This is a genomic window from Marinobacterium ramblicola, from assembly GCF_019084545.1.
In the GTDB taxonomy this organism is placed as follows: Bacteria; Pseudomonadota; Gammaproteobacteria; order Pseudomonadales; family Balneatricaceae; genus Marinobacterium_D; species Marinobacterium_D ramblicola.
On sequence record NZ_JAHREP010000007.1, the window covers coordinates 164,332 to 189,891 of the forward strand.

General features: G+C 60.8%; 27 protein-coding genes, 4 tRNA genes, 1 other RNA gene and 1 pseudogene. 26 read left to right on the top strand and 7 right to left on the bottom strand.

Annotated features, from left to right (window positions below):
- The first annotated feature begins 15 nt into the window (after positions 1–15).
- Positions 16–1,206 (top strand): YbfB/YjiJ family MFS transporter, encoded by a 1,191-nt coding sequence (locus KQ940_RS07440; RefSeq protein WP_217412803.1) that lies wholly within the window; start codon positions 16–18, stop codon positions 1,204–1,206.
- Positions 1,207–1,214: 8 nt separating this feature from the next.
- On the opposite strand, the gene KQ940_RS07445 is transcribed toward KQ940_RS07440, so the two are convergent.
- Positions 1,215–1,727, bottom strand: coding sequence for a glycine cleavage system transcriptional repressor (locus KQ940_RS07445; RefSeq protein WP_217412804.1), 513 nt, complete (start codon positions 1,725–1,727; stop codon positions 1,215–1,217).
- 74 nt (positions 1,728–1,801) lie between these two features.
- Between KQ940_RS07445 and KQ940_RS07450 the strand changes: the two genes are divergently transcribed.
- The 3 genes from KQ940_RS07450 to KQ940_RS22940 all read left to right on the top strand — a co-directional run bounded on the left by KQ940_RS07450 (position 1,802) and on the right by KQ940_RS22940 (position 5,321).
- Positions 1,802–2,713: an AEC family transporter gene (locus tag KQ940_RS07450; protein ID WP_217412805.1), complete on the top strand. Its 912-nt coding sequence runs from the start codon at positions 1,802–1,804 to the stop codon at positions 2,711–2,713.
- A gap of 83 nt (positions 2,714–2,796) precedes the next feature.
- Positions 2,797–5,091 carry an ABC transporter substrate-binding protein gene (locus KQ940_RS07455; RefSeq protein WP_217412806.1) on the top strand — a complete coding sequence of 765 codons (2,295 nt, stop codon included), beginning with the start codon at positions 2,797–2,799 and terminating at the stop codon, positions 5,089–5,091.
- 101 nt (positions 5,092–5,192) lie between these two features.
- Complete coding sequence (locus tag KQ940_RS22940) at positions 5,193–5,321, top strand: hypothetical protein (RefSeq protein ID WP_268235825.1); 129 nt, start codon at positions 5,193–5,195, stop codon at positions 5,319–5,321.
- Positions 5,322–5,323: 2 nt separating this feature from the next.
- Here the strand turns inward: KQ940_RS22940 and KQ940_RS07460 are convergent, their stop codons facing one another.
- From KQ940_RS07460 to KQ940_RS07475, 4 genes are all read right to left on the bottom strand, one after another.
- Complete coding sequence (locus tag KQ940_RS07460) at positions 5,324–5,956, bottom strand: 5-formyltetrahydrofolate cyclo-ligase (RefSeq protein ID WP_281419222.1); 633 nt, start codon at positions 5,954–5,956, stop codon at positions 5,324–5,326.
- Positions 5,957–5,959: 3 nt separating this feature from the next.
- Positions 5,960–6,138: non-coding RNA, 6S RNA (gene ssrS / locus KQ940_RS07465), on the bottom strand.
- A 100-nt stretch (positions 6,139–6,238) separates the two neighbouring features.
- The gene (locus KQ940_RS07470) at positions 6,239–6,562 is read right to left on the bottom strand and encodes a cell division protein ZapA (protein WP_217412807.1); all 324 of its coding nucleotides are present in this window, start codon (positions 6,560–6,562) and stop codon (positions 6,239–6,241) included.
- Positions 6,559–6,768, bottom strand: a complete 210-nt coding sequence (locus KQ940_RS07475) for a TIGR02449 family protein (protein WP_217412808.1) — start codon at positions 6,766–6,768, stop codon at positions 6,559–6,561. The genes KQ940_RS07470 and KQ940_RS07475 overlap by 4 nt, the downstream gene beginning before the upstream one ends.
- A gap of 249 nt (positions 6,769–7,017) precedes the next feature.
- Between KQ940_RS07475 and KQ940_RS07480 the strand changes: the two genes are divergently transcribed.
- The 8 genes from KQ940_RS07480 (at position 7,018) to KQ940_RS07515 (ending at position 15,003) form a co-directional block, all read left to right on the top strand.
- Positions 7,018–7,617: a UPF0149 family protein gene (locus KQ940_RS07480; RefSeq protein WP_217412809.1), complete on the top strand. Its 600-nt coding sequence runs from the start codon at positions 7,018–7,020 to the stop codon at positions 7,615–7,617.
- Between the two features lie 29 nt (positions 7,618–7,646).
- Positions 7,647–8,981, top strand: a complete 1,335-nt coding sequence (pepP, locus tag KQ940_RS07485; protein WP_217412810.1) for a Xaa-Pro aminopeptidase — start codon at positions 7,647–7,649, stop codon at positions 8,979–8,981.
- Positions 8,982–8,983: 2 nt separating this feature from the next.
- Entirely contained in the window at positions 8,984–10,231 is a 1,248-nt protein-coding gene (ubiH, locus tag KQ940_RS07490) for a 2-octaprenyl-6-methoxyphenyl hydroxylase (RefSeq protein ID WP_217412811.1), read from the top strand.
- 52 nt (positions 10,232–10,283) lie between these two features.
- Positions 10,284–11,561 (top strand): UbiH/UbiF/VisC/COQ6 family ubiquinone biosynthesis hydroxylase, encoded by a 1,278-nt coding sequence (locus KQ940_RS07495; RefSeq protein ID WP_217412812.1) that lies wholly within the window; start codon positions 10,284–10,286, stop codon positions 11,559–11,561.
- Positions 11,562–11,756: 195 nt separating this feature from the next.
- Positions 11,757–12,146, top strand: coding sequence for a glycine cleavage system protein GcvH (gcvH, locus tag KQ940_RS07500; RefSeq protein ID WP_217412813.1), 390 nt, complete (start codon positions 11,757–11,759; stop codon positions 12,144–12,146).
- Between the two features lie 75 nt (positions 12,147–12,221).
- Positions 12,222–13,418: a class I SAM-dependent rRNA methyltransferase gene (locus KQ940_RS07505; RefSeq protein ID WP_217412814.1), complete on the top strand. Its 1,197-nt coding sequence runs from the start codon at positions 12,222–12,224 to the stop codon at positions 13,416–13,418.
- Between the two features lie 41 nt (positions 13,419–13,459).
- Positions 13,460–14,497: an NADP(H)-dependent aldo-keto reductase gene (locus tag KQ940_RS07510; protein WP_217412815.1), complete on the top strand. Its 1,038-nt coding sequence runs from the start codon at positions 13,460–13,462 to the stop codon at positions 14,495–14,497.
- Between the two features lie 89 nt (positions 14,498–14,586).
- Positions 14,587–15,003 (top strand): CBS domain-containing protein, encoded by a 417-nt coding sequence (locus KQ940_RS07515; RefSeq protein ID WP_217412816.1) that lies wholly within the window; start codon positions 14,587–14,589, stop codon positions 15,001–15,003.
- 9 nt (positions 15,004–15,012) lie between these two features.
- Here KQ940_RS07515 and KQ940_RS07520 read toward each other — a convergent pair whose 3' ends face one another.
- The gene (locus KQ940_RS07520) at positions 15,013–15,669 is read right to left on the bottom strand and encodes a histidinol-phosphatase (RefSeq protein ID WP_217412817.1); all 657 of its coding nucleotides are present in this window, start codon (positions 15,667–15,669) and stop codon (positions 15,013–15,015) included.
- 190 nt (positions 15,670–15,859) lie between these two features.
- On the opposite strand from KQ940_RS07520, the gene KQ940_RS07525 reads away from it, so the two are divergent.
- Positions 15,860–16,354, top strand: a complete 495-nt coding sequence (locus KQ940_RS07525) for an RNA pyrophosphohydrolase (RefSeq protein ID WP_217412818.1) — start codon at positions 15,860–15,862, stop codon at positions 16,352–16,354.
- A 46-nt stretch (positions 16,355–16,400) separates the two neighbouring features.
- Complete coding sequence (gene ptsP / locus KQ940_RS07530; protein WP_217412837.1) at positions 16,401–18,701, top strand: phosphoenolpyruvate--protein phosphotransferase; 2,301 nt, start codon at positions 16,401–16,403, stop codon at positions 18,699–18,701.
- A 13-nt stretch (positions 18,702–18,714) separates the two neighbouring features.
- Here the strand turns inward: ptsP and KQ940_RS07535 are convergent, their stop codons facing one another.
- The gene (locus KQ940_RS07535) at positions 18,715–19,476 is read right to left on the bottom strand and encodes an NRDE family protein (protein ID WP_217412819.1); all 762 of its coding nucleotides are present in this window, start codon (positions 19,474–19,476) and stop codon (positions 18,715–18,717) included.
- A 107-nt stretch (positions 19,477–19,583) separates the two neighbouring features.
- Here KQ940_RS07535 and KQ940_RS07540 point away from each other — a divergent pair, with 107 nt between their 5' ends.
- The 12 genes and pseudogenes from KQ940_RS07540 to KQ940_RS07595 all read left to right on the top strand — a co-directional run.
- Positions 19,584–20,393, top strand: a complete 810-nt coding sequence (locus KQ940_RS07540) for a sulfite exporter TauE/SafE family protein (RefSeq protein WP_217412820.1) — start codon at positions 19,584–19,586, stop codon at positions 20,391–20,393.
- Position 20,394: 1 nt separating this feature from the next.
- On the top strand, positions 20,395–21,213 hold the full coding sequence (gene lgt, locus KQ940_RS07545) for a prolipoprotein diacylglyceryl transferase (protein ID WP_217412821.1): 819 nt from the start codon (positions 20,395–20,397) through the stop codon (positions 21,211–21,213).
- Between the two features lie 39 nt (positions 21,214–21,252).
- A complete protein-coding gene (locus tag KQ940_RS07550; RefSeq protein WP_217412822.1) occupies positions 21,253–22,095 on the top strand; it encodes a thymidylate synthase in 843 nt (280 codons plus the stop codon).
- 9 nt (positions 22,096–22,104) lie between these two features.
- Complete coding sequence (locus KQ940_RS07555; RefSeq protein WP_217412823.1) at positions 22,105–22,626, top strand: dihydrofolate reductase; 522 nt, start codon at positions 22,105–22,107, stop codon at positions 22,624–22,626.
- Positions 22,626–23,600 (top strand): bifunctional biotin--[acetyl-CoA-carboxylase] ligase/biotin operon repressor BirA, encoded by a 975-nt coding sequence (gene birA, locus KQ940_RS07560; RefSeq protein WP_217412824.1) that lies wholly within the window; start codon positions 22,626–22,628, stop codon positions 23,598–23,600. Before KQ940_RS07555 ends, birA begins: the two co-directional genes overlap by 1 nt.
- 7 nt (positions 23,601–23,607) lie before the next feature.
- A complete protein-coding gene (locus KQ940_RS07565) occupies positions 23,608–24,333 on the top strand; it encodes a type III pantothenate kinase (protein ID WP_343222630.1) in 726 nt (241 codons plus the stop codon).
- 2 nt (positions 24,334–24,335) lie between these two features.
- A complete protein-coding gene (locus KQ940_RS07570; RefSeq protein ID WP_217412826.1) occupies positions 24,336–24,977 on the top strand; it encodes a hypothetical protein in 642 nt (213 codons plus the stop codon).
- A gap of 24 nt (positions 24,978–25,001) precedes the next feature.
- Positions 25,002–25,077, top strand: a tRNA-Thr gene (locus KQ940_RS07575).
- Between the two features lie 22 nt (positions 25,078–25,099).
- Positions 25,100–25,183, top strand: a tRNA-Tyr gene (locus tag KQ940_RS07580).
- 53 nt (positions 25,184–25,236) lie between these two features.
- Positions 25,237–25,311: transfer RNA gene (locus tag KQ940_RS07585), tRNA-Gly, on the top strand.
- Positions 25,312–25,321: 10 nt separating this feature from the next.
- Positions 25,322–25,396 (top strand) — tRNA-Thr (locus KQ940_RS07590).
- An 86-nt stretch (positions 25,397–25,482) separates the two neighbouring features.
- Positions 25,483–25,560 (top strand): annotated as a pseudogene (locus KQ940_RS07595) (GTP-binding protein); the annotation flags it as partial.

The window sequence follows — 25,560 nt, forward strand, 5'->3', positions numbered from 1 at the left end:
AGACAAGGAGAGGGGATGGACAAGCGTTGGCAGGTGCTGGGGGCCGGTATTCTCAGCCTGATCGTGACCGTCGGCGTGGCGCGTTTTGCCTACACGCCGCTGCTGCCGGTCATGCTCTCCGAAACGCCGCTCGATACCGCCCTCGGCGGTTGGTTGGCCAGCTTCAACTATATCGGTTATCTCGGCGGTGCGCTGACGGCGGCAGGCGTGTCGGATCTGCGTCTCAAGGACAGGCTGTACCGCTTCTGTCTGCTGCTGGCGGTGGCCACCACCGCGGCCATGGCGTTGACCGAACACTATCTGCTCTGGTCGATACTGCGGCTGATTGCGGGTTTCAGCTCCGCAGGTGGCCTGCTGCTGGCCAGTGCACTGATCCTGAACTGGCTGATCCGCCATCAATACCGTTCCGAACTGGGTATCCATTTTATCGGCATGGGGGCGGGCATCGCACTCTGCTCATTGATCGTCGAGCTGTTCGCGGCTTTATCGTTTGACTGGCGTGGTCAGTGGCTCGGCTTTGCATTACTGGCAGCGCTACTGGCGATTCCTGCCTGGCGCTGGATGCCGGCGCCCGATACCGGTGGGCGCACCCGGGCCGGTGAGGCGCTGGTCGATTGTCCACCGACACCGCTGTTCAATCGTCTGCTGCTGGCGGCTTACTTCTGTGCCGGTTGGGGCTACGTGATCAGTGCCACCTTCATCGTCGATATCGTGGCCCGCCAGCCGGGTCTGGCGGCGAGCGGCAACTGGGCGTTCCTGGTGTTGGGGCTGGCGGCGGCTCCGGCGGTGATCGTCTGGGACCGGATTGCGCGTCGAACCGGCTACGTACCGGCGCTGTTTCTCGCCTACCTGGTGCAGTTGCTGGGGATATTGCTGCCGGCGCTGTCGCCGACCCTGGCCGGGGCTCTGGCCGGGGCCGCCCTGTTCGGCGCCACCTTCATCGGCTGCGTGGGCCTGGTGTTGACCATGGCCGGGCGCTTCTATCCCACCAAACCGGCCAAACTGATGGGGCGGATGACGCTGTCATACGGGGTGGCACAGATTCTGGCACCGGCGCTGACCGGGATGCTGGCCAAGGAACTGGGCAACTATGATCTGGGGCTCTATATCGCTGCGGTGGTGGTGGCAGTCGGTGCGCTGTTGATGACGCTGCTTTGGCGTCTGGAGCAGCATGAGCCGGCACTGGTGCGCAGTGCCGGCCGATAAATGGTGGATCAGTTCAGCGTGATGTCCACCATCAGGTCGGAGGCGATCGCCTCCAGCTTTTCCTGGAGCTCATCGAGATCCACCGGTGTCGGTACCTGCAGTTCGGCGCTGGCCTTGAACAGCAGCTCACCGGACATGGAGCCCGAGGTTAGTTCGGTCTGCATCTTGTGCACGTTAATCTGCATCTCGGCCAGGGCACGGGAGATGTCGCGCACGATCCCGGGTTTATCGTGACCGATCAGGTCGAGGGTGACGGCGCGAACCGAAGCCTCGGTTTCCGCTTGCTCGCTGCGTTCGACACTGACCTTGAGGCCCTGACTCTCCAAGCCTCTCAGTGCCTGGATCAGTGCCTCCTGCTCCTCCACCGGGACCTGGATCACCAGGATACCGGCAAACTGCCCGCCCAGCCGGGACATGCCCGATTCCAGCCAGTTGCCCTTGTGCTCGGCGACGGTCTTGGAAAGCAGGCCAACCAGACCCGGTTTGTCGCGGCCGATAAAACTCATTACCAGAGATGTCATTGTTAGGGGCTCCGTGTAGGCTAAATACACCCTGTGAAGGTGTTGTCGTCATTGTTCCCTGAGTATAAACAACTATGGACAGTATTCTCACTGCGCTTTGGCCCCTGTTTGCACTGCTGATCATCGGCTACCTGGCGCGGCGGTTCGATTTTCCTGGCGCCGCATTCTGGCCGCCGGCGGAGCGCGCCACCTACTACGTCCTGTTTCCTTCGCTGCTGGTCAGCCGTCTCAGTCGTGCCGAGTTCGGCGGTGAGCAGACACTGCAGATGGTGCTGTCGGTACTGGCGTTGTTGCTGATCATTACCCTGTTACTGCTGTTGCTGCGGCCGCTGCTGCGGCTGAAAAACGCCCAGTTCACCTCGGTCTACCAGGGCAGTCTGAGGTTCAATACCTATGTAGCGCTGGCAGCCAGCGCGGCGCTGATACCCGGTCAGGGGGTGGCGTTGGCGGCGGTGGTGACAGCGGTGATGATTCCGACGCTGAACCTGCTCTGCGTACTGATATTCGCCTGGTTCGGCGCCGCCCGCCCGACCCTGCGCGGCGTAATGTGGACCCTGATCACCAATCCGCTGATTCTCGCCTGCCTGCTGGGGATCCTGCTCAACCTGTCGGGACTCGGGTTGCCATCGCCGGTCCGTTCGGTGCTCGACCTGCTCGGCTCTATGGCGCTGCCACTCGGCCTGTTGGCTGTAGGCGCTGCGATCGACCTGCGCATGCTGAGAGGGAGTGGTCGAGGCGTGCTCATCACCATTGTCGTTAAGCTGCTACTCTTTCCTGTACTGGCGGTTTTGCTGGCACGTGTGAGTGGTCTGGATCTGGCGGCGAGTCAGGTTCTCCTGGTATTTGCGTCGGTACCGACGGCGACAGCCTCCTATATCCTGGCGCGTCAGCTGGGCGGTGATGCGCCGATGATGGCCAACATTATTACCGCACAAACACTGGCTGCGCTGTTGACGATGCCGCTGATGTTGAGACTGTTGATCTAGGTAAGACGAGTAGGTTGCAGGTTAGCTTGCGCGCTGAAGAAACGGTGCATACTTAACTGAGTGTGGTTTTATGGAGCGACGGCATGCGTGCCAGCCTTAGCCTGTTGGTTGGACTGTTGATTCTGTTTATCGCGAAGCCGGGTCAGGCTGAGGATCAGCTTGAGCAGGTGCGTCTGCAGCTTGTATGGAAGCACCAGTTCCAGTTCGCCGGTTACTACATGGCCAAGGAGAAGGGGTTTTACCGCGATGCCGGGCTGGATGTGGAGCTGGTGGAGGTCGAAAACGGGATCCTGCCCATCGATGAGGTAATGAGCGGTCGCGCCCAGTTCGGCGTCGGTCGTTCCTCACTTTTGCTCGACAGGCTCAAAGGCCTGGATGTGGTCGCGTTGATGGCGGCGTTTCAGCAGTCGCCATTGATGCTGTTGACGCGCGCCGACAGTGGTATCAGCAGCCCCGGGGATCTGCGCGGCAAGCGGATCATGGTCACCGATGATGCGGTGCAGGTGTCGGAGATCATCGCCATGCTGCTGAAGTTCGGTATATCGGTCGACGACGTACTGATCCAGCAGCCTACCTATAGCGTTCAGGATCTAATTGATGGGCGCACCGATGCGGTAGCCTCCTATGTATCCAACGAGCCGTTCCAGATGCAGCAGCGAGGGGTGGACTACCATGTAATCCACCCGCAGGATTACGGCTTCCCGATGTATTCCGATATCCTCTTTACCAGCGGCCAACTGGCGGACAACCGCTTCGACATGGTGCTCAGGTTTCGCGACGCCTCCATGCGCGGCTGGCGCTACGCCCTCGATCATATCGAGGAGAGCGTCGATACCATCTTGGCTCACTACAACTCCCAGCGGCGCAGTCGTGAGGCGTTGCTGCACGAGGCAAAAGCTTTGCGGGAGCTGGCTTTCGATGACCTTGGCCGATTCGGTACGCTGGACGCGGAGCGTTTCGAATCGATGGCGAATGTCTATCGCATCGCCAGCAATGTGGAGCCGTTGGCCGGGCTGCAGGGCCTGATGTTCTGCTGCGCGGCCAGTGCCGAGCTGGCGCTCAGCCCCGCCCAGCGGCACTACTTGCGCAGTCTCGATCCGGTTCGGCTCTGCAGCAGCACGGAGTGGGAGCCACTGCAGTGGATGAGCGACGAGCAGCCCATGGGGTTGGTCGTCGACTACGTGGAACATATTTTCGCTCATCTCGGCCTGGAGCATCGGTTCGTTGCCAGCGACTCCTGGAGCGCAGCGCGAAGCATGCTAGGGGGGAAGCGGTGCGATCTTATCGCCGGCATCATGCCGGTGGTGCCATCGGGCGATCCGTTACACTATTCACGCCCCTTTATCACCATTCCGATTGTGGCAGCGGTGAAAGAGGGGGCGGATATCAGTCAGCCGCGTCGCTTGTCGCAGCCGATCGGGGTGTTGCGTCAACACGATCTCGATCGCCTGTTACTCAGACGCTACCCGGAGTTAAAAGTACTCCGGGTGGATTCGGTGTCCGATGGACTGGCCATGGTGCTGCGTGGCGAACTTTCCGCTTTTGTCGATACTCGTCTCTCGCTGGAGCAGGCGATAGCCAGCTCTGCGCTGTCTGGATTGAGGCTTGATGCGTCGCTCAGTGACAGCTTCGATCTGGAGTTCGCGGCTCACTCCCGTCAGGCGCCGTTGATCAGGCTGTTGGACCTGGCGCTGGCCGATCTTGGGCAGGATGAGCGTGATCGGATTCGTGCACGCTGGGAGCCCGTCACCCTTAAAAAAGGTGTGGATGAGGCGGTTGTGCGCAATGTGCTGATCGCGATCGCAGTACTGGCGCTTCTGGCCGGCTATCGCTTCTACCTGGTCAGCGCCACCAACCGACGGCTGGCACGTATGGCGCGGGAGGATGGTTTAACCGGAATCAGTAATCGCCGTCATCTGGCCGAACAGATCGATACCGCCGTCGAACTCGCCGAGCGCAGCGGGATTCCGCTGACGCTGATCTTCTTCGATATCGATGACTTCAAACGGGTTAACGACCGGTTTGGCCATGCTGCCGGTGATGAGGTGTTGAGAAAGGTGGTTGACACCGTGCTCGACCATATACGTCGGATCGACAGTTTTGGCCGCTGGGGAGGCGAGGAGTTTCTGGTGCTGCTGCAGGATACCGATATCGAGGGAGGTCAGAGGTTGGCGGAGAAACTGCGCCAGGCCATTGCCGACGAGGTCGATATCGGTGGCGAGCGCATATCCTGTAGCTTTGGCGTCGCGCAGCTGCGATCCGGCGAGGGCGCGGAGCCGTTGATCAGCCGTGCCGATTCGGCCCTGTATCAGGCCAAAAGCCGGGGGAAAAACCGGGTGGAGATTGATGAAAAACAGGCTGTTGTCGAAAAAAGTTGATTTTTTGCTCGATTATGGAACACTTCCGCCGATTATATGTCTATGTCGAACAAGCGTTAGAACATCCACCCTCTAATTAGATCGACGGAAGTGTTCCATTAATGAAAAAAAGCCCTGATCTCGTGCTGGTGTTGGTCCTGGTATTCGTTGTCGGTGCAGTGATGACCGGCGTATCGCAAACCGATCTGCAACTGACGGCACTGGTACAGCAGGTTTTCAATAATAGTTGAGGTTAGCGCTGGCAGAGGTAAGCCGCCCTATCCGTTACTATTCCGAATAGCGGTACATCCCAGGGCTGTACCGGTAGCTCTCCGACTCTCTGAAAATCATGGGCCAGCCCGATCAGTCTCGCGCCCTTGATCCCCTTCTCCGCAAATTTATAACTGAATGTGCGGTCATAGAAGCCTCCGCCCATCCCCATGCGGTTGCCCGCGGCATCGAACGCCACCAGTGGCAGCATCACCAGATCCATCGCCCAGCCGGGGCGACGCGGGTGGTACTTCAGTTTCGGTTCGAGAATGCGGAACCGGTTCCTGCACATCCGGGTACTGGGTGTGTAAGGCAGAAACCAGAGGCGGTTATGCCGTATAGGGTGCAGCACCGGCAGGTAGACCCGTTTCTTCATCTTCCAGCACAGCTGAATCAGCGGCGACGGATCGATCTCGCCATCGTTGGGCAGGTAGAGCGCAACGTGGCGCGCCTTCAGAAACCAGAGTCTGTGGCGGACCTGCCCCAGCAGGTTGTGTGCAGCGGATCGCTGTTGTGCTGGCGTTAACGCACGGCGCGCGCGACGCATCTGCTGGCGCAGGGAGCGGCGCTGTTTTTCCAGTGTGGTTGTGGCAGTCGGAGTTGGAATTGAACTCAAGATGGGCCTCCCAGGATGCCGGCGTCGGTATTGGCCCTGAACCCTAAGGTTCAGAGTGGGGAGACCGACAGGTATATCAGGCTTTCCGAAATACGGACATGCACACAACACCTGTTGGCCAACCCAGGTATTTGATTATCGGCTCGAGGGACTTAACCGACTATCGAACACCCCAGGAAGTGAGTCCATTATACGCCGGACGATTTGAATGTCAGCTCTTGTTATTTTTTGCGTTTTTGCTACGCGTGCTTCAGCTGATTGATAACTAAGGTGATTTTTTGATCATGAGAGATTTTCAGGCGGATTCTCAGGTTGTTCCAACCGCTCCAGAGACTGATCGATCTTGTGACCGAGACGGCGCAGCTGCATCTCCACCGACTGCCGATTCTGCTCCCGGTTCTTGATCAGCTCGTGCGACATGTTCAACGCCGCCATCACCGCAATGCGCTCCAGGCCGACGATCTTGCCGCTGGTTTTGATCTCGCGCATTTTGGCGTCGAGGTAATCCGCCGATGCCAGCAGCTCGGCCTCGGCACCGTCCGGGCAGCTGATGGTGTACTCCTTGTCTAGGAGTTTGACCGTGACGGTACGCGCGTCCTGACTCATGATTGTTGCTCCAGTGCTTTAAGGCGGGAGATCATCCCCTCTACCTTGCCGCGGGTTTGGTCGTGCAGTTGCAGAAGCTGGGCACGCTCTTCGCGCAGCTTGGCTTCCTGTTCGCGCAGATGGCTGTTCTCCCGCTCCAGTTGCTGCAGGCGGGTCAGCAGTCGATCGATCTTCTGCTCGAGAGCATTAAAATAGTGTTCCGACATGGCTCTGCCTCTGTGCCATCTGTTGGCTGACCTCGGCGACCGCGATAACGCGACCGCACTCACGGCGACTATAAACAGCGCCAACCGGAGGGTCAATTGAGCGGTGAGGCGTTGACCGCTCGCGTGGCTCTGCTGTAGGTGAAATGCTAGCATAGGACCGAATCGGCGGGCTGATTGTTCCGGTCTTTTTGTTACGAGAGGATCTGCTGTCCGCACCCCATACCCTACCGAAGGTGTAATACCGAGATTATGACCCGCGAAACCGACTCCCCCGTTCTCCTGCCCGACTTCGATATTGTCGCCAACCTGTTGATCGAGGAGGGGGTTCTGGCCGTGTCGCCTGCCGAACTGCACGGACTTCTGGCCGGACAGCTTGCCGCAGGCGCCCGTTTTGACGCCGATACCCTGTTGCGGGTGCTACAGGAGCTGATGGATGTCAGTGCGTTGAAGCAGGAAAGCACTAAACTGGGCCTGATCGAACTTTACCAGCGCACATTGGCGCAGTATGAGTCGGATGACTTCGGCTTCGAGCTGCTGCTGCCCGATGATGAGCAGCTGCTGGCACAGCGTGCCGAAGCGCTGGGCAGTTGGTGTAACGGCTTCCTCAGCGGTTTCGGCCTGCACACCAAGCAGGGGCAGAAACTGTCGGTGGAAGCGCAGGAGGGGCTGCAGGATCTGGCGCAGATCGCCCAGATCGCCGCCGACAGCGATGTTGACTCCGATGAGGATGAAGCCGATCTGATGGAGGTGCAGGAGTATGTGCGCATGGCGGCCATGCTGATGTTCAATGAGTGCAATCGCGTACCGGAGGAGGAGTCCAAGCCGACACCGCCTCCAACCCTGCACTGAGCGGCGTCGAACAGGATAGATAAGCGGATATGAAGATCAGTCAGCAATGTTATGCCGAGCGTCGCCGTCGTCTGCTCGAGCAACTGCCCAAGGGCAGCGTGGCGCTGGTGGCCGGTGCCGCATTGGCGACCCGTAACCGGGATGCGGAGTATGCCTTTCGTCAGCACAGCGACTTTTACTACCTGACCGGCTTTAACGAACCCGATGCGATTTTGCTGCTGAGGCCGGGACGAGACGCGGGGCAGGTGGTGCTGTTCTGTCCACCGCGCGATCCGGCGATGGAGATCTGGACCGGCTACCGTGCAGGTCCCGAGGGCTGCGTGGAGCGCTTCGGTGCCGACCAGGCGTTCGACCTGACCGAGCTGGACGCACAGATGCCACAATTGCTCGATGGAGCGCGCAAGCTTTACTACGCACTGGGCAGCGACGAGGCGCTGGATACTCGGGTACGGGGCTGGCTCAACGCGGTGCGTGCCAAGGAGCGCCAGGGCGCGGAGGCGCCGCAGGAGCTGATTCTGCTCGACAATCTGCTGCACGAGATGCGCCTGTTCAAGGGTGAGGAGGAGCTGGAAATCATGCGTCGCGCGGCGCAGATCTCCGCCGAAGCGCACTGCCAGGCGATGCGCCGGGCGGCGCCGGGCGGTTACGAATACCAGCTGGAGAGCACCATACTTAGCTACTGCATCGAGCGGGGAGCCCGTTTCCAGGCCTACAGCCCGATCGTGGGCGGCGGCGAAAACGCCTGTATCCTGCACTACATCGACAACGACGCGCCGCTGCAGGACGGCGACCTGGTGCTGATCGATGCCGGTTGCGAACTGGATTGCTACGCCAGCGACATCACCCGTACCTTCCCGGTCAACGGACGTTTCAGTCCGGAGCAGAAAGCGCTGTATGAGCTGGTGCTGAAAACCAACGAGGCCTGTATCGAACTGATCCGGCCGGGGCTGCCCTGGAACGAGGTGCATGACCTGTCGGTACGGTTGCTCACCGAGGGGCTGATCGAGCTTGGTCTGCTTGAGGGTGAAACTGACGAGTTGATCGAGTCCGGTGCCTATAAAGCCTTCTATATGCACCGCATCGGTCATTGGCTGGGCATGGATGTGCACGATGTGGGCAACTACAAGGTCGATGGCGAATGGCGGCCGCTGGAACCGGGGATGGTGATGACGGTGGAGCCCGGACTCTACGTGTCGCCACAAAACGAGCAGGTGGAGGCACGCTGGCGCGGCATCGGTATCCGCATCGAGGATGATGTGCTGGTGACGGAGCGGGGTGCCGAGGTGCTCACCGCGGCGGTACCCAAGCGCGTCGACGAGATCGAGGCGCTGATGGCGCAATCCGGACATCAGGCAGGGAGCTGAAGATGCGTGCGGAGTATGACCTGCTGATCGTCGGTGGTGGTATGGTCGGGGCCAGTCTGGCCTGTGCCCTGTTGCCGGTGGCAGCCGAGCTGCAACTGCGTGTCGCGGTGGTCGAAACGGAGCCGATGCCGGATGCTGACCAGCCGGTGTTTCAGCCCAGCTACGACGCCCGCTCCACCGCGCTGGCCTATGGCGTGCGCTCGGCATTCGAGCGCATGGGGATCTGGTCGACCCTGGCCCAGCACCTGACCGCCATCAAACATATCCATGTCTCCGACCGCGGCCACTTCGGCGCCACTCGGCTCGATGCACAGCGCGAGCAGGTGCCGGCACTCGGCTACGTGGTGGAGAACCACTGGCTGGGGCAGGTGCTGCTCAGCCAGCTGCGTCAGCATGGCGCGCCCTGGATCGATTTCATCTCGCCGGCGGAGGTTGTGGATCTGGACAACCGTGCCGAAGGCTGCAGGGTGAAACTGGTCCAGGGTGGCGACGAGCGGGAGCTGAAGGCCGGGCTGGTGGTGATGGCCGACGGCGGGCGTTCGGCGCTGCGGGAAAAGATCGGCATAGGGTATCGCCAGAGCAGCTACGAACAGCACGCGCTGGTGGCCAACGTCAGTCTCGATCGGCCCCATCGTTATATCGCCTACGAGCGCTTCACCGACAGCGGACCTATCGCCCTGTTGCCGGGCGAGGATCTGGATGGCCAGGCCCGTTGCGGGCTGGTCTGGACCCTGCCCGAGGCGCAGGTCGACGAGGTATTGGCGCTGGATGAGCGGACCTTTCTTGCGCGCCTGCAGGAGCGTTTCGGTTACCGCGCGGGCAGGCTGGTGCGTGTCGGCGCGCGTTATCACTACCCATTGAAGCTAGTGGTCGCCGAGGAGCAGGTACGCGCCGGGCTGGTGGTGCTTGGCAATGCGGCGCACGCGCTGCACCCCATCGCCGGTCAGGGGTTCAACCTGGCGTTCCGTGGCGTGGTGGCGTTGGCCGACCTGATCATCCAGCGCCGGCGGGAGGGGCTGGCCCTGGGTGAGCTGCAGGCGCTACAGGCGTTCGAAGAGGGGCGCCGCTCCGATCAGTTCCGCACCATCGGCTTCAGCGACCGCACCATGAAACTGTTTACCAGCACACAGCCGGCGCTGACGCTGACGCGGGATCTTGGCCTGACACTGCTGGATCTCTGCCCGCTGGGTAAAACCCTGCTGGCCCGGGCGGCGATGGGGCTGGACCATCCGGCGCCGCAACTGAATTGAAATCCACGCCAGCTGCCGGTGGCGCTGGTTATATTCGCGAAGGGGAAAATGGATGGTATCCGGGGTGGACGTTGGGCACGACAGAGTTGATCTGGTCATCGTTGGCGGCGGTATGGTTGGCGTGGCACTGGCCTGCGCGCTGGCGCCGACCGGCCTGTCGATAAGGATCCTGGAGAGCCGTGGCGACGCGCCGCAAAGCCTGATCGATGCCCTGCCGGGCTTAAGCGCGGAGGGTTTCGATCCGCGGGTCAGTGCGCTGACCTGTGCCTCCCAGCAGTTTTTGACCCATCTCGGCGCCTGGCCCCGTATGCAGGCTGCCCGTGTCTGCCCCTATACCGAGATGAGTGTCTGGGATGGATGCGGTCGCGGTTCGATCCAGTTCAGTGCGGCCGAGCTGCATGAACCCTGTCTGGGTCATATCGTGGAAAATCGCGTCACCTTGTCTGCGCTCTATGCGGTCATGGGCGAGTTGAACAATATCCGCTTCGATACCGGGGTAAAAATCGAGTCGGTCTCGCCGCCCGATGCGCAGGGCGTACGCAGCCTGCGTCTGGCCGGTGGCGAGTCGCTTAGCACGGCACTGCTGGTCGGTGCCGATGGCGCCCAATCCCGTATCCGCACCCTGACCGGTATGGGCGCGACCGAGTGGGACTACGGCCATCATGCCATCGTGACCACCATCGAGACCGAAAAGCCGCACCGCTTTACCTGCTGGCAGCGCTTTACCGAGGATGGCCCCCTGGCGCTGCTGCCGCTGGCCGACCCATCGCAGCGCAAACTGTCGATCGTCTGGTCCACCTCGCCGGGCCACGCCCGCGAGCTGATGGCGCTGGATGATCGCGCCTTCTGTGCCGAGCTGGGCCATACCTTTGAATATCGCCTCGGCGAGGTGTTGGGCTGCGACCGGCGTTATCTGCATCCGCTGCGGCAACGTCATGCACAGCGCTATGTGCAGCCGGGGCTGGCGCTGGTCGGCGATGCCGCGCACACCATCCATCCCCTGGCCGGGCAGGGCGTCAACCTGGGCCTGCTTGATGCGGCCGCGCTGGCCGAGGTGCTGATCGATGCCCGGGCGCGGGGCGAGGCGCCTGGCGATGAGCGGGTGTTGCGCCGTTATCAGCGCATGCGTCGAGCCGATAACCTGCAGACCGCGGCGGCGATGGAGGGGTTCCGACGCCTGTTCGATGACCTGCCGGCGCCGATCCGGTTGCTGCGCTCCGGCGGCATGAGCCTGGTCAACCGCATGGCACCGGTGAAGCAGCACCTGATGCTGATGGCGATGGGGCTGCGCGGCGAGGTGCCGCGGCTGGCGCGACGTCCATTGGGCTAAGTTGATCGGCGATTGAACTGCCCCGATTTTGCCGATACATTGTCAGCCTTTTTTGGCGGTGCCGGGCAGTGCGGCGAATTCTCGGATGGACGTCTACACTGCTTTGGCTGGTGCCGCTGACAGTGCCGCAGTAGTGTATTGGATGCGCATGGGCATGAATGGGTTTTCCTGAAGTTGACGGCTAAGGATCAGAAGATGAGCAATGTCCCGAGTGAATTGAAATATGTTGCCAGCCATGAGTGGATCCGCGATGAGGGTGAGGGTGTCGTCACCATCGGTATCACCGACCATGCGCAGGAGCTGTTGGGCGATGTGGTGTTTGTCGAGTTGCCCGACCTGGGGGCCGAAATCTCCGCCGGCGACGAGGCCGGCGTGGTCGAATCGGTCAAGGCCGCGTCCGATATCTATGCACCGCTGAGCGGCACGGTGATCGCCATCAATGAGGAGCTGGAGGAGTCACCGGAGCTGGTCAACAGCGATCCTTACGGCGACGGATGGTTTTTCCAGCTGCGCATCAGCGACGAAGAGGAGATGGATGAACTCCTCGACGCCGACAGTTACACCGAGCAGTGCGAGGCGGAATAAGCCTCTGCCGCAGGATTGCCGCCTCCCAATCTGTCCCGGCCATGCCGGGACAGTCATTTTATCGAAACGAACATTATGACTTTTAAACCCCTGGTACTTCAGGCCAACGCCGACCGTCGTCTGCGTGCAGGTCATCTGTGGATCTACAGCAACGAAGTGGATACCAAGCGCTCGCCGCTGAAAGAGTTTGAGCCGGGCGAGCAGGTCGAAGTGCTGAATGCCCGGGGCAAGGCGCTGGGCCTTGCCTATATCAACCCCAATACCCTGATCTGCGCGCGCCTGATCAGTCGTGATTCGGAGCACCCGCTGGATCGCTCGCTGCTGGTACACCGGCTCAAGGTGGCCGCGTCCCTACGCGAGGCGATGTTCGACCAACCCTGTTACCGACTGGTCTATGGCGACTCCGACGGCTTGCCGGGCCTGGTGATCGACCGTTTCCACGATATCTTCGTGGTGCAGATCGCCACTGCCGGTATGGAGCGGGTGCAGGATCAGGTGATCGATGCGCTGAACAAGGTGTTCAAGCCGGCGGCGATCGTGCTGCGTAACGACAGCAAGATGCGCTCGATCGAGGGGCTGGATACCTACGTCGAGGTGGTGCAGGGGCAGGTGCCTGAGCTGGTGCCGTTGGTGGAAAACGGAGTTCAGCTGCTGGCACCGGTGCTGACCGGGCAGAAAACCGGCTGGTTCTACGATCATCGTGAAAACCGCGCCCGCATGCAGAGCATGGTGAAAGGCAAGCGTGTACTTGACCTGTTCAGCTATGTCGGCGGCTGGGGTGCGCAGGCGCTGGCGGCCGGCGCGGCGGAGGTGTTCTGTCTCGATGCGTCAGCCGGTGCATTAGAAGTTGCGGCGGAGAACGCCCGGCTCAACGATGCCGAAAGTCGTTTCCGCGCGCTGCAGGGCGACGCCTTCGATCTGTGTAAGGCGATGGTGGCGGAGAAGGAGCGTTTCGACCTGGTGATCGTCGACCCCCCGGCGTTTATCCAGAAACGCAAAGACGTGAAAAATGGCGAGCGCGCCTACGCTCGGATCAACAACTTTGCCATGCGTCTGCTGGCCCGGGATGGTGTGCTGATATCGGCCTCCTGCTCGATGCACCTGCAGCGTGATCGCCTGGTCGATATGCTGCGCGCCAACAGTCGCGAGCTGGATCGCAACGCGCAGATCTTCGCTCAGGGCTACCAGGGCGCCGATCACCCGATACATCCGGCGATTCCGGAAACCGAGTATCTCAAGGCGTATTTTCTACGCGTATTGCCGGCCAGTTGAGTCCTGTCGACTGGGGTGGTGCAGAATTAAGGAGAGGGAGTATGGAGTACAAACTGCTGGGTCGATCCGATCTGCGGGTCAGTCGCATCGCACTGGGAACCATGACCTTTGGCCGCAGCAACAGCGAGGCCGAGGCGTTCGAGCAGATGGACTATGCCCTGGCACAGGGGGTGAATCTGTTCGACGCGGCCGAGATGTATCCGGTACCTACCGATCCCCGGTATCAGGGCAATACCGAGCGTTGTATCGGTAACTGGATGAAGGCGCGAGGTACTCGCGACCAGGTCTTCATCGCCACCAAGGCCGCAGGTCCCGGTGAGCAGGTCAGCTATATCCGCCCCGATCTGCACTTCGACCGTGCCAATCTGCGCCAGGCGGTGGAGGACTCTCTGCACCGCCTGCAAACCGATTATATCGACCTCTATCAGCTGCATTGGCCCGACCGCTCGACCAATATGTTCGGGCGCCTCGGTTATGAGCATAAACCGGAATGCGACGGTACGCCGATCCTGGAAACCCTGCAGGTGCTGGATGAGTTGGTCGGCGAGGGCAAGATCCGCCATATCGGCCTGTCCAACGAAACCGCCTGGGGGGCGATGAAGTTTGTCCAGCTGGCCGAGCTGCACGGCTTGCCGCGGCCCATATCGATCCAGAACCCCTACAACCTGCTCAACCGCTCGTTCGAGGTGGGGCTGGCCGAGGTGGCGATGCGTGAGCAGGTGGAACTGCTGGCCTACTCACCGATGGCGTTCGGTGTGCTCAGCGGCAAATACCTGGGCGGCGTGCGGCCCGAAGGCTCCCGCCTGGCTCAGTTTCCCCAGTTTGCCCGCTATATGACCGAGTCAGGCCTGGCCGCCACCCAGGCCTATGTCGATCTGGCCAGGCAGGTGGGCTTGGAACCGGCGATGCTCGCGCTGGCATTCGTCAACAGCCGCGAGTTCCTCGGTGCCAATATTATCGGTGCCACCCGGATGGAGCAGTTACGGGCCGATATCGCGTCGCTTGAGATCCGTTTGAGTGATGACGTCAGTGCCGAGATAGAGGCGATTCACCGCCGTTATACCTATCCCTGTCCTTGATCATGAAAATGATTCGCTGACAGGAAAAAGCGGCTTTCCTCTGCCACACTTTAGCTGCCAGAGCAAAAAAGTTGAGGAGAGCGGAACGCATGCTAGATCAGAAGAGGGTGCGCGACCTGATGCTGCCTGTCGCGCGGCCATTGACCGGTCAGATGGCGCTGTCGGATGCAGTCGAGTTGATCTTGGCGTCGGGACAGATGGGGTTGCCGGTCATCGACGAAAACCGTGCGGTGGTCGGTTTCCTGTCCGAGCATGACTGCCTGCGCTACCTTGTCAGCAGCAGTTACTACTGCGACAGCCGCATTCAGGTCGCCGATATCATGCACCATGAGCCTTTGTGCGTGGCGCCGGGTGACAGTGTGCTGGAGTTGGCGCAGCAGATGAGCAAGGTTAAACCGAAAAACTACCCGGTGGTCGAGCGCGGCAAGCTGGTCGGCTTGATCACCCGGCGTCAGGTGATGACCGAACTCAATCGCATGCTGCGCGAATGCAAGGTGGCGATCTGACGCCGGACCTCAGCCGCGTAGATCGAGGATGGGCCAGTCGCGCTCAACGGCGATCTGTCGCAGCTTGTCGTCGGGATTGACCGCGTAGGGAAAATCGACTTGCTCCAGCAGGGGCAGGTCGTTATGCGAGTCACTGTAGAAGCTGCTCTCCTTGAGAGAGTGGCCGGTTTCCTCCAGCCAACGACTCAATCGTTCCACTTTTCCGCCCTGGAAACAGGGCGTGCCCGCCACTCGGCCGGTAAAGCGGTCGCCAAGCCGCTCCGGCTCTGTCGCCAATAAGCCGTCGACACCCAAACGTTTGGCTATCGGCGCCGTCACGAAACTGTTGGTGGCGGTGATGATCAGCAGGTAGTCCCCGGCCTGGCGATGCTGTTCAAGCAGCGCATGTGCGGCCGGCAACATCATCGGTTCGATACACTCCTCCATGAACGCATTGTGCCAGGCCTGAAGTTGTTCAGGTGCGTGGTTGGCCAGCGGTCTCAGGGCGAAATTCAGAAACTCGTGGATATCCAGGGCGCCGCTCTGATACTGGCGGAAGAAATGGTCATTGGCTGCGCGATATTCCGCCTCGTCAACGATGCTTCGCCGGCACAGAAACTCCCCCCAGGCGTGATCGCTGTCGCCGTTGAGCAGGGTGTTGTCGAGATCAAAGATGGCTAGGCGCACGCGTATACACTCCAGATTTACCAACGGATATCGGATTGATATCGGTTGAGCGGGATAGGATAGAGTTGGCCGATCGGCGATGCAAATGGGACGCGACCGGTGTCAAATGCCGGTCTGGCAGGCTATTTGCTCGGCCCGGGATCTATGGAACAATAGCTGCATATTACTATAGTTATTTCGGGATTGAGAATTGATCGATTCAGACGGCTTCAGACCGAATGTCGGTATCATTCTGGTCAATGCTCTGGGTCAGGTGCTTTGGGCAAGGCGTATCGGACAGGATGCCTGGCAGTTTCCTCAGGGGGGGATTCAGGGTCGGGAAACTCCGGAACAGGCGATGTATCGTGAGCTGAAAGAGGAGGTCGGGTTATCGCCAGCGGATGTTGAGGTTCTCGCGGTAACACGAGGCTGGCTGCGCTACAGGTTGCCCAAGCGTATGATCCGACGCCATTCGCACCCCGTGTGCGTGGGGCAGAAACAGAAATGGTTCCTGCTGCGTATGCTCAGTCATGATAGCGCAGTAAGAATAGACGAAACTGACTCACCGGAGTTTGATGGTTGGCGATGGGTCAGTTACTGGTATCCTCTGGGGCAGGTGGTCTCCTTCAAGCGAGAGGTTTACCGTAAAGCACTGCGAGAATTATCGCCTAAACTGGCGCGCCTGCAGCCGGTGCCAGAGCGGTAGAGAGACCAGAGCGTCAGAGATATAAGGGGCTGTGTAGATGGCGGCGATGTTGAACGTGCTGCGGAAGATCGTACAGGAGGTGAGCGCGGCTCCGGATCTTGAGTCGGTGCTCGATCTGACGGTCAGGCGCATTCAGCGCGCCATGCATACGCAGGTCTGCTCTATCTACCTGCTCGACACGATCTCCCAGCGTTACGTGCTGATGGCTACTCAGGGGCTCAATCCGGAGTCGGTCGGTGTGGTCAGTCTATCTCCCACCGAGGGGGTCGTGGGGCTGGTCGGCCAGCGTGCCGAGCCGATCAACCTGGAAGATGCTTCGGTGCATCCCTCCTATATCTATCTGCAGTCGACCGGTGAGGAGCGCTATCACGCCTTCCTCGGTGTGCCGATCATCCATCAGGGTGAGGTGCTCGGTGTCCTCGTGGTACAGCAGTTCGAGCGCCGCCGGTTTGACGAGTCGGAAGAGGCGTTTCTGATCACAGTGTCGGCACAGCTGGCCGGCGTTATCGCGCATGCCGAGGCGACCGGCTCCATTCAGCCGGTCGGTAATCACGGTGGTACGGGGGTTGGCGCTAAACTGCCCGAAGATCGCCGGTTTTCGGGTGTTGCCGGTGCTCCCGGTGTGGCGGTGGGGCAAGTCTTCGTCGCCACCCTGCCGGCAGACCTTGAGGGGGTGCCGGACAAGCCGGCGCGCAATATCGAGGCGGAGCTGGAGAGGTTCAATATCGCGCTCGAAGCGGTGCGTGGCGAGGTGCGTGAAGTCAGCCGTATGCTGGCGCAGCGCCTGCGCAGTGACGAGCAGGCGCTGTTCGATGTCTATATGCGCATGCTCGAGGATAACGCACTGGCGGGACAGGTGGCGGAGCGGATACGGGCCGGGAATTGGGCGCAGGGTGCGCTGCGTGAAGTGGTGGATGATCATGTGCGCCAGTTTTCGTCGATGGATGATCCCTATCTGCGCGAGCGGGCGACCGATATTCGTGATCTGGGGCGTCGAGTACTGAGTCATCTGCAGGAGAGTGTGAGTTCCGGCGAGGTGGAGTTCCCGGACAGTACGATTCTGGTCGCCGACGATCTGTCGCCGACGATGCTCGGCTTGGTGCCGGAGGATAAACTGGTCGGATTGGTTTCGGTCAGCGGGTCCGGCAACTCCCATGCGGCGATCTTGGCGCGTTCCATGGGCATCCCTACCGTCATGGGGGTGGTCGATCTGCCGTTTACTCGCCTGGAAGGGCGTGAGGTGATCATCGACGGTTATACCGGTCGCGTCTATGTGAACCCTTCGGAGGATCTGAAAAACGCCTTCCGTGAAATCCTCCGTGAAGAGCAGATGATCGCCGCCGGACTGGAAACGCTGCGTGACCTGCCCGCACAAACCACCGATGGCTATCGCATGCCGCTGTGGGTAAACACCGGTCTGGTCAGTGACGTGGAACGCTCGCTTGAGCGCGGTGCCGAGGGCATAGGGCTGTATCGCACCGAGATCCCGTTCATGACGCGCGATTTTTTCCCCAGCGAGCAGGAGCAGCTGAAGATCTATCGCCGCCAGTTGGAAGCTTTTGCGCCGCGTCCTGTGACGATGAGAACGCTGGATATCGGTGGCGACAAATCCCTGCCCTACTTCCCGATCGAGGAGGAGAACCCTTTCCTGGGCTGGCGTGGTATTCGTGTTACGCTCGATCACCCGGAGATCTTCCTGGTTCAGGTGCGCGCCATGCTGCGCGCTGCTCAGGGCTTCAATAATCTGCGTATCATGCTGCCGATGGTGACCAGCATGCATGAGATCGAGGAGGCCAGCGCCCAGATCGATCGCGCCGTGCTGGAGCTGCAGGAGGAGGGGCTCGATGTCGAACGGCCGCCGGTGGGTATCATGGTGGAGGTGCCGGCCGCCGTCTACCTGACCCGTCGTTTTGCGCGCAAGGTGGATTTTATCTCCGTCGGCTCCAACGATCTGACCCAGTACCTGCTGGCCGTGGACCGTAACAATCCCCGGGTGGCGCACCTGTATGCGCCCTACCATCCGGCGGTGCTCAAGGTGCTGCATTATATCGCCCAGGAGGTGCGCAAGGAGCATAAGCCGGTTTCCATCTGTGGTGAGATGGCGGCGGATCCCGGCGGCGCACTGCTGTTGATGGCGATGGGCTATGACGTGTTATCGATGAACTCCAACAATCTGCCCAAGGTTAAATCGGCTATTCGTGGCACCAGCCTGGCCCAGGCCAATGCGTTGCTGCAGCGGGTCATGCGCATGGATGATGCCGATGCAATACACCGCTACCTGCGTAACTCTTTGAAGAGCCTGGGGTTGGGCAATCTGACCCGTCCGGTGTTGCCGGGGCGCGACTGATTCGCGACCGGGTTCAGACCCCCAGCGGATTGAGCCAGAGGGTAAAGTCGCTCTGGCCACAGCGTCCCTGGCCGTCCAGTCGTCGCTCGATAATCCGTGTCAGCCCGTTTTTCGCCTGCATCAGCACCGTTGTCGCACGGGTGCCATAACTGGCACTGCGGATCAGGCAGGACGACAGCAGTCGCTCCTTCTCCCGTGGAATACCGGTATCCGGTAGTTGATCATATTCGGCCGGCGTTGCGTCGGTCAGCACTTCGAGCAGTGTGCCGGCATCGACAGATGAGGGGGTGTGCAGCGTTCGTTGCATCGCCAGTCGGGCTCTGCGTGTTTTCGGCCATTCGCTCTCGAGCAGCGCATTGCTCAGCGTATGAATGCCGTTGCTCAGACGTTCGCAGCGGCCGCCCCGGTTGCTGCTGTAGAAAAGGCCCTCGCCATCACCCCGGATCAAGTTGTAGCCGGCGGTCACCTCTGCAGGTGGGGTGTAGCGGCTGGCGGGGGTGTCGCTGAGCAGAAAGTCGGTGACCAGTTGGCCGCGGGAGTTGCTCGCCGCCACCTGCTCGCGTCCGTCCCGGTAGTTGGTTACCGCCGCGAAACGTCCATTTTGGTTGAATCCCATCCAGGTGCCGCCGGCTTGCAGGTCGCGCCCGGCAATGATCGGCGCGTCGGGCCAGAAGCCCAGCGCCTGGGTGGGTCGGCTATGAAATTCATCCCGGTTGGCGACCAGAAGCAGAGGCCAGTCCGGATGCTGGTTCAGGGCAATGACGATCAGACACATAGTGATTAGACTCCCGGCGGCATCTGTTCCTTGAGCGTTGGCGGGGATGTTCAGCATCTCTCTTAAGCCCTACTATAGTGCACTTTTCGGCTAGCGGGACAGAGAGGATGTTACTGACCTTTGCGCTCTATCTGCTGCTTGGCGCAGTGGCGGGATTTGTTGCCGGCCTGTTTGGTATCGGTGGCGGGCTGATTATCGTACCTGTGCTGATCTTCAGTTTCTCGGCGCAGGGCATGTCGCCGGAGGTGCTGACGCACGCCGCGGTGGCGACCTCGTTGGGCACGATAGTGTTTACCTCGATCGCGTCCATCCGCGCGCATCACCAGAAAGGGGCTGTCTGTTGGAACCTTTTTCCCCCGATGTCGGTCGGTATTCTTGCCGGTGCCCTGAGTGGTGTCTGGATCGCGGGAGCTCTCAGTGGCTCCGTACTGCAGCTGTTGTTTGGCGTTTTTACGCTCTGTGTTGCAGCGCAGATGGTGTTTGATCTCCGCCCCAAGGCGGGTGGGCAAGTGCCGGGCTCGGGTGAGTTGGTGGTTGCCGGGGGCGGTGTCGGCTGTGCCTCGGCGATCTTCGGCATCGGTGGCGGCACGCTGACGGTGCCCTATCTGCACTGGCGCCGGCTGAGCATGCAGCAGGCGGTGGCCACCTCCGCCGCCTGCGGGCTGCCGATAGCGCTGACCGGGGCGGTCGGCAATATCTGGAGCGGTTGGAACGAGGCGAGGATGCCGGACTGGCATCTGGGGTATATCTATCTGCCGGCACTGATCGGCATCGTGCTCGCGAGCTCCTTTTCTGCGCGCTACGGTGCGCGACTGGCACACCGGTTGCCGCAGCGGCAGCTGAAACGGGTGTTTGCGTTGTTGCTGGCTGTTGTTGGCCTGCGTTTTTTGATTACCAATCTGATTTCGGGGTTATGACGTGTGGGTGCATGATATAGATCCGCTGGCGCTGGAGCTCGGGCCGCTGAAGGTCCACTGGTATGGACTGATGTATCTGGTCGGCTTTGGCGCGGCCTGGTTGCTGGGTAGCTGGCGCGCCCGTCAGCCCGGTTCCGGCTGGAGCGAGCAGCAGGTCTCCGATCTGGTGTTCTGGGGCGCGCTGGGGGTGATTCTTGGCGGTCGTTTCGGCTATGTGCTGTTCTACCATTTCGATTACTTCCTCGACGATCCACTCTGGCTGTTCGCGATCTGGGAGGGCGGGATGTCCTTTCACGGCGGCCTGATCGGCGTGCTGGTCGCGATCGCCTGGTTTGCTCATCGTCACGGTAAGCGCTTCTTCGAGCTCAGTGACTTCGTCGCACCGTTGATCCCGATCGGTCTGGGTGCCGGGCGTGTGGGTAACTTCATCGGCGGCGAGCTTTGGGGGCGGCCGACGGATCAGAGTTGGGGGGTGATCTTTCCGCGTGCCGCCGATGGCTTGGCCCGACATCCATCCCAGCTGTATGAGGCAGCGCTGGAGGGTGTGGTGATGTTCGCCGTGCTCTGGTGGTTCTCGTCGAAGCCTCGGCCTCGAATGGCGGTGTCCGGCCTGTTTCTGCTGCTTTATGGCCTGTTTCGCTCCTGCGCCGAGTTTTTCCGCGAGCCGGACGCGCATCTGGGCTTTCTCGCTTTCCATTGGCTGACCATGGGGCAGCTGCTGTCCCTGCCGATGATTTTGGCCGGTGTGCTGCTGATCCTGTGGGCCTACAGCCGGAGTACGCCTGCGCCGGGCGATGCACCCGGGCCGGTAAAGCGTTAAAGTATGGGCTCCCACCGCTACTAGAGAAGAAAAAACCGTATGCAACAGTATCTCGATCTGATGCGTGAGATCGTCGAGCAGGGTGTCGATAAGGGCGACCGCACCGGTACGGGTACCCGCTCGCTATTCGGGCGTCAGCTAAGGTTCGATCTCAGTCGTGGCTTTCCGCTGCTGACCACCAAGCGGGTGCACTTGAAGTCGATCATCTACGAGTTGCTCTGGTTTCTCTCCGGCAGCACCGACAACACCTGGCTTAATGAGCGTGGCGTGACTATCTGGGACGAGTGGGCGCTGGACAATGGCGAGCTGGGGCCGATCTATGGCAAACAGTGGCGCTCCTGGGCCTGTCCGGACGGCCGTACGGTGGATCAGATCTCGGAGCTGTTGGTGCAGATCCGGCGCAAGCCTGACTCCCGCCGGTTGATTGTCAGTGGCTGGAATCCGGCCGACCTGCCGGATGAGTCGATCTCCCCGCAAGAGAATGTGCGCAACGGCAAGGCCGCGTTGCCCCCCTGTCACACCCTGTTTCAGTTCTACGTCGCCAATGGGCGGTTGAGCTGTCAGCTCTATCAGCGCAGTGCCGACTATTTTCTCGGTGTGCCGTTCAATATCGCCTCCTATGCGCTGCTGACACACATGATTGCACAGCAGTGCGATCTTCAGGTGGGTGAGTTTGTGCACACCTTCGGCGATCTACATCTGTATGCCAACCATCTCGATGATGCGTCGATCGTCGCCGAGCAGCTGTCGAGAACGCCGCGGCCGCTGCCGCAGCTGAAGATCAAGCGCAGGCCCGCCTCTCTGTTTGAATATGAATTCGATGATTTCGAGATCGAGGGCTACGACCCCTATCCCGCGATCCGTGCACCAATAGCGATCTGAGGAGCCAATATGCATGTGGCAGTAATCGTGGCCCAGGCTGAAAACCGGGTGATCGGCAATCAAAACCGTCTCCCCTGGCATCTGCCCGAGGATCTTCAGTACTTCAAGCGGGTTACGATGGGCAAGCCGATCATCATGGGGCGTAAAACCTTCGAGTCGATCGGGCGCCCCCTGCCGGGGCGTTGCAATATTGTGATCACCCGTGATTCGGCCTGGAGCGCCAAGGGCGTGGTGGTCGTGCCCTCGCCCGAGGTCGCGATCGAGCGGGCCGCGGCTCAGGCCGAGATCGATGGTGTCGATGAGGCGTTGGTGATCGGCGGCGCGGAGATCTACCGGCAGATGCTGCCACTATGTGATCGGCTGTACCTGACCCAGGTGCACGCCGAAGTGGCGGGCGATGCCTATTTTCCGGCGCTGGACGCCGGGCAGTGGCACGAGGTTGGCCGGGAGGAGTTCGGTGCATCGGAGGCCAATCCCTATGACTACAGCTTTATCGTGCTGCAGCGGGTGTCTGCAGAGGTGGCGTGCTGATGACTATCGATAATCTGCTTGCTCTGCTCAGTGACGGCGCCTTTCATTCCGGCCGGGAGTTGGGCGAACAACTGGGTATCAGCCGTTCCGCAGTGTGGAAGCAGATTCAGCGGTTGGAAACCCTGGGGATCGAGGTCTACAGCGTCAAGGGGCGGGGCTATCGCATTCCGGCGGGTCTGGATCTGCTGGATCAGGCCCGTGTCACCGAGATGCTGCCGCCGGCTCTGGTCGCGCGGCTGGATCGGCTGGAGTTCGCGAACGAGGTCGAATCCACCAATACGCTGGCGCTGGAGGCGCTCCGGTCGGGAGCGCGCAACGGCCTGTTCGCGGCAGAGTTCCAAACCCGGGGGCGTGGCCGTCGTGGTCGCGAATGGGTCAGTCCCTATGCGGCGAATCTCTGCTTTTCGCTGGCCTGGCGTTTTTCGGCGGGTCTGGCGGCGCTGGAGGGGCTAAGTCTGGGCGTTGGCTTGGCGCTGCGCGAGGGGTTGCGCCGAATCGGGATCGAGGAGGTGCAGCTGAAATGGCCCAATGATCTGCTCAGTCGCGGAAGGAAGCTCGGTGGCATACTGGTCGAGATCAGTGGTGATGCCGCCGGCGAGTGCGAGGTGGTGATCGGGGTTGGTTTGAATGTGGCGATGCCCGCTAATCAGCTTGAGCAGATCTCCCAGCCCTGTATCGACGTCAGCAGACTGCTGTCGAACCGCCCAGGGCGTAACCAGCTGCTGGCGACATTGGTCGAGTCGCTTTTTGAGACGCTGGATACCTTCGAGACCCAGGGGTTTGCGGTGATGCGTGAGCAGTGGCAGCAGGCCAATGCGCATCGCGATGCAGCCGTGCGGCTGATCAGTGGTAACAATGAGGTCAGCGGTATCTGTCGCGGTGTGGATGAGCGTGGTGCGCTGTTGCTGGAGTCCGAGGGCCAGGTGCAGGCGTACTATGGCGGGGAGATCAGTGTGCGTGCGCAGCAGGGTTGAGGCAAGCGTGTCGGTAATTCTCGAGATCGATATCGGAAACACGTTCCTGAAGTGGCGCTTGCGCGATTCGGCCAAGGGTTGCCTCGGTCGTGGCAGGGTGTTGACCCGCGAGGCGTTGGGTGCGCTGATCCCGGATTGGCGAACCGAGGTTGATGCGGTATGGGTCTGCTCGGTGGCGGCGGAGGAGGTCAGTCGGGGATTGGCCGGTCTGCTGCGCGAAAACGGCCTGCCCGAGCCCAGGTTCGCGCGTACCGAAGCCGCGGCCGCGGGCGTTATCAACAGTTACGACAACCCTTCTGCCATGGGGATCGATCGCTGGTTGGCGATGCTGGCCGCTCGCCAATGGACGCAGAGGGCCTGCTGTGTGGTGGATTGCGGCAGTGCGATTACCATCGACTACCTGGCGGCGAATGGACAGCATCTCGGCGGTTACATCCTGCCGGGTATGCGACTGCTGCAGCAGGCCTTGCTCGGCAACACCGCGCGGGTATTTGTGGATCGCCCGGTCGACAGATTCGATCCGTCGCCCGGTTGCAATACCAGCGATGCGGTTACCCATGGCGCGGACTTTATTTTCGATGCGATCCAGCTGCGCCTGAAGCAGGGTCTGGAGCCAGAGATGGACCTGTACGTAACCGGCGGCGACGGTGAACTGTTTTGGCGTTTGCTCGGGCGTGGTGAGTGGCGTCCGGATCTCGTACTCGATGGTTTACAGGTCGCGCTGGAGGGGTAGGGATGCTGCGCTGGTTGTTTCTACTGTTGCTGTTGGCCAATACGCTGCTGTTTTTCTGGTATGCACAGCAGCGAGCCGCTGAGCATAAGCCCGCTGTCGCGGCGTCAAAAGGTGTTGGCCTGCGTCTGCTGTCGGAGCTGCCTCCCAATGAGGTGCTGCCGGCGCGGGAGCGTGTGTGTCTGAGTTACGCGCCGCTGAGCTCTCGGTATGAGGCGCAGCGCCTGGTATCGGTTTTGTCTTCGGAGCCGGTAAGTGCCGAAGCGGTGCAGTTGCCCCCAGCGATCACCGGTTGGCGTCTGGTGCTACCGCTGCCGGCGGACGCCGCGCAACGTATCGAGTTGCTTGATAGTCTGGCCCGTGAGGGTTGGGTGCCGGAAAGCCGCGGTGGATTACTCTCCTTTGGTCGTTTCTCCGATCAGTCTGCGCTGCAAGGTGCGCGCAGTCGACTGCCGGCCGCGCTGCGTGAGCGTGTTCGGGTGGAGGAGATCCTCGCTGATGAAGCCCTGTGGCAGGTCCGCGTGAAGCATCTGGCTGGTTACGAAATATCCAGTGAAATCAATCGGCTTGTGGCGGCGAGCTGGCCGGGTATAAAAATCGAAAAAAATGATTGTGAAGGGGTTGCAAGCCCCCAAGGCGATCAGTAAGATACGCCCCACTTCGTTGCCAAGGCCGGTATAGCTCAGTTGGTAGAGCAACTGACTTGTAATCAGTAGGTCCGGGGTTCGACTCCTCGTGCCGGCACCAGTTGAGACAGCGAAGCGGTAGTGGTGAGGTTCCCGAGTGGCCAAAGGGATCAGACTGTAAATCTGACGCGCGAGCTTCGGTGGTTCGAATCCACCCCTCACCACCATCAACCACCCTGGCGTACCCCGCGGCAGAGTGGTGTGAAGTCAGCTGGCTTCGGCGGGTATGGTATAGTGGCTATTACCTCAGCCTTCCAAGCTGAAGAGGCGGGTTCGATTCCCGCTACCCGCTCCAAAAACGTTGTGCTCATGTAGCTCAGGGGTAGAGCACACCCTTGGTAAGGGTGAGGTCGGCGGTTCAAATCCGCCCATGAGCTCCAGATTAAGAAGGGTAGATATAGCGATATGTCTACCCTTTTTCGTATTTGGCGACCCAGGCATCAAACGAACAGGTTGGGAATTCAAAATGGCTAAGCAATCATTTGAACGTAACAAGCCGCACGTCAACGTCGGCACCATCGGTCACGTTGACCACGGTAAAACC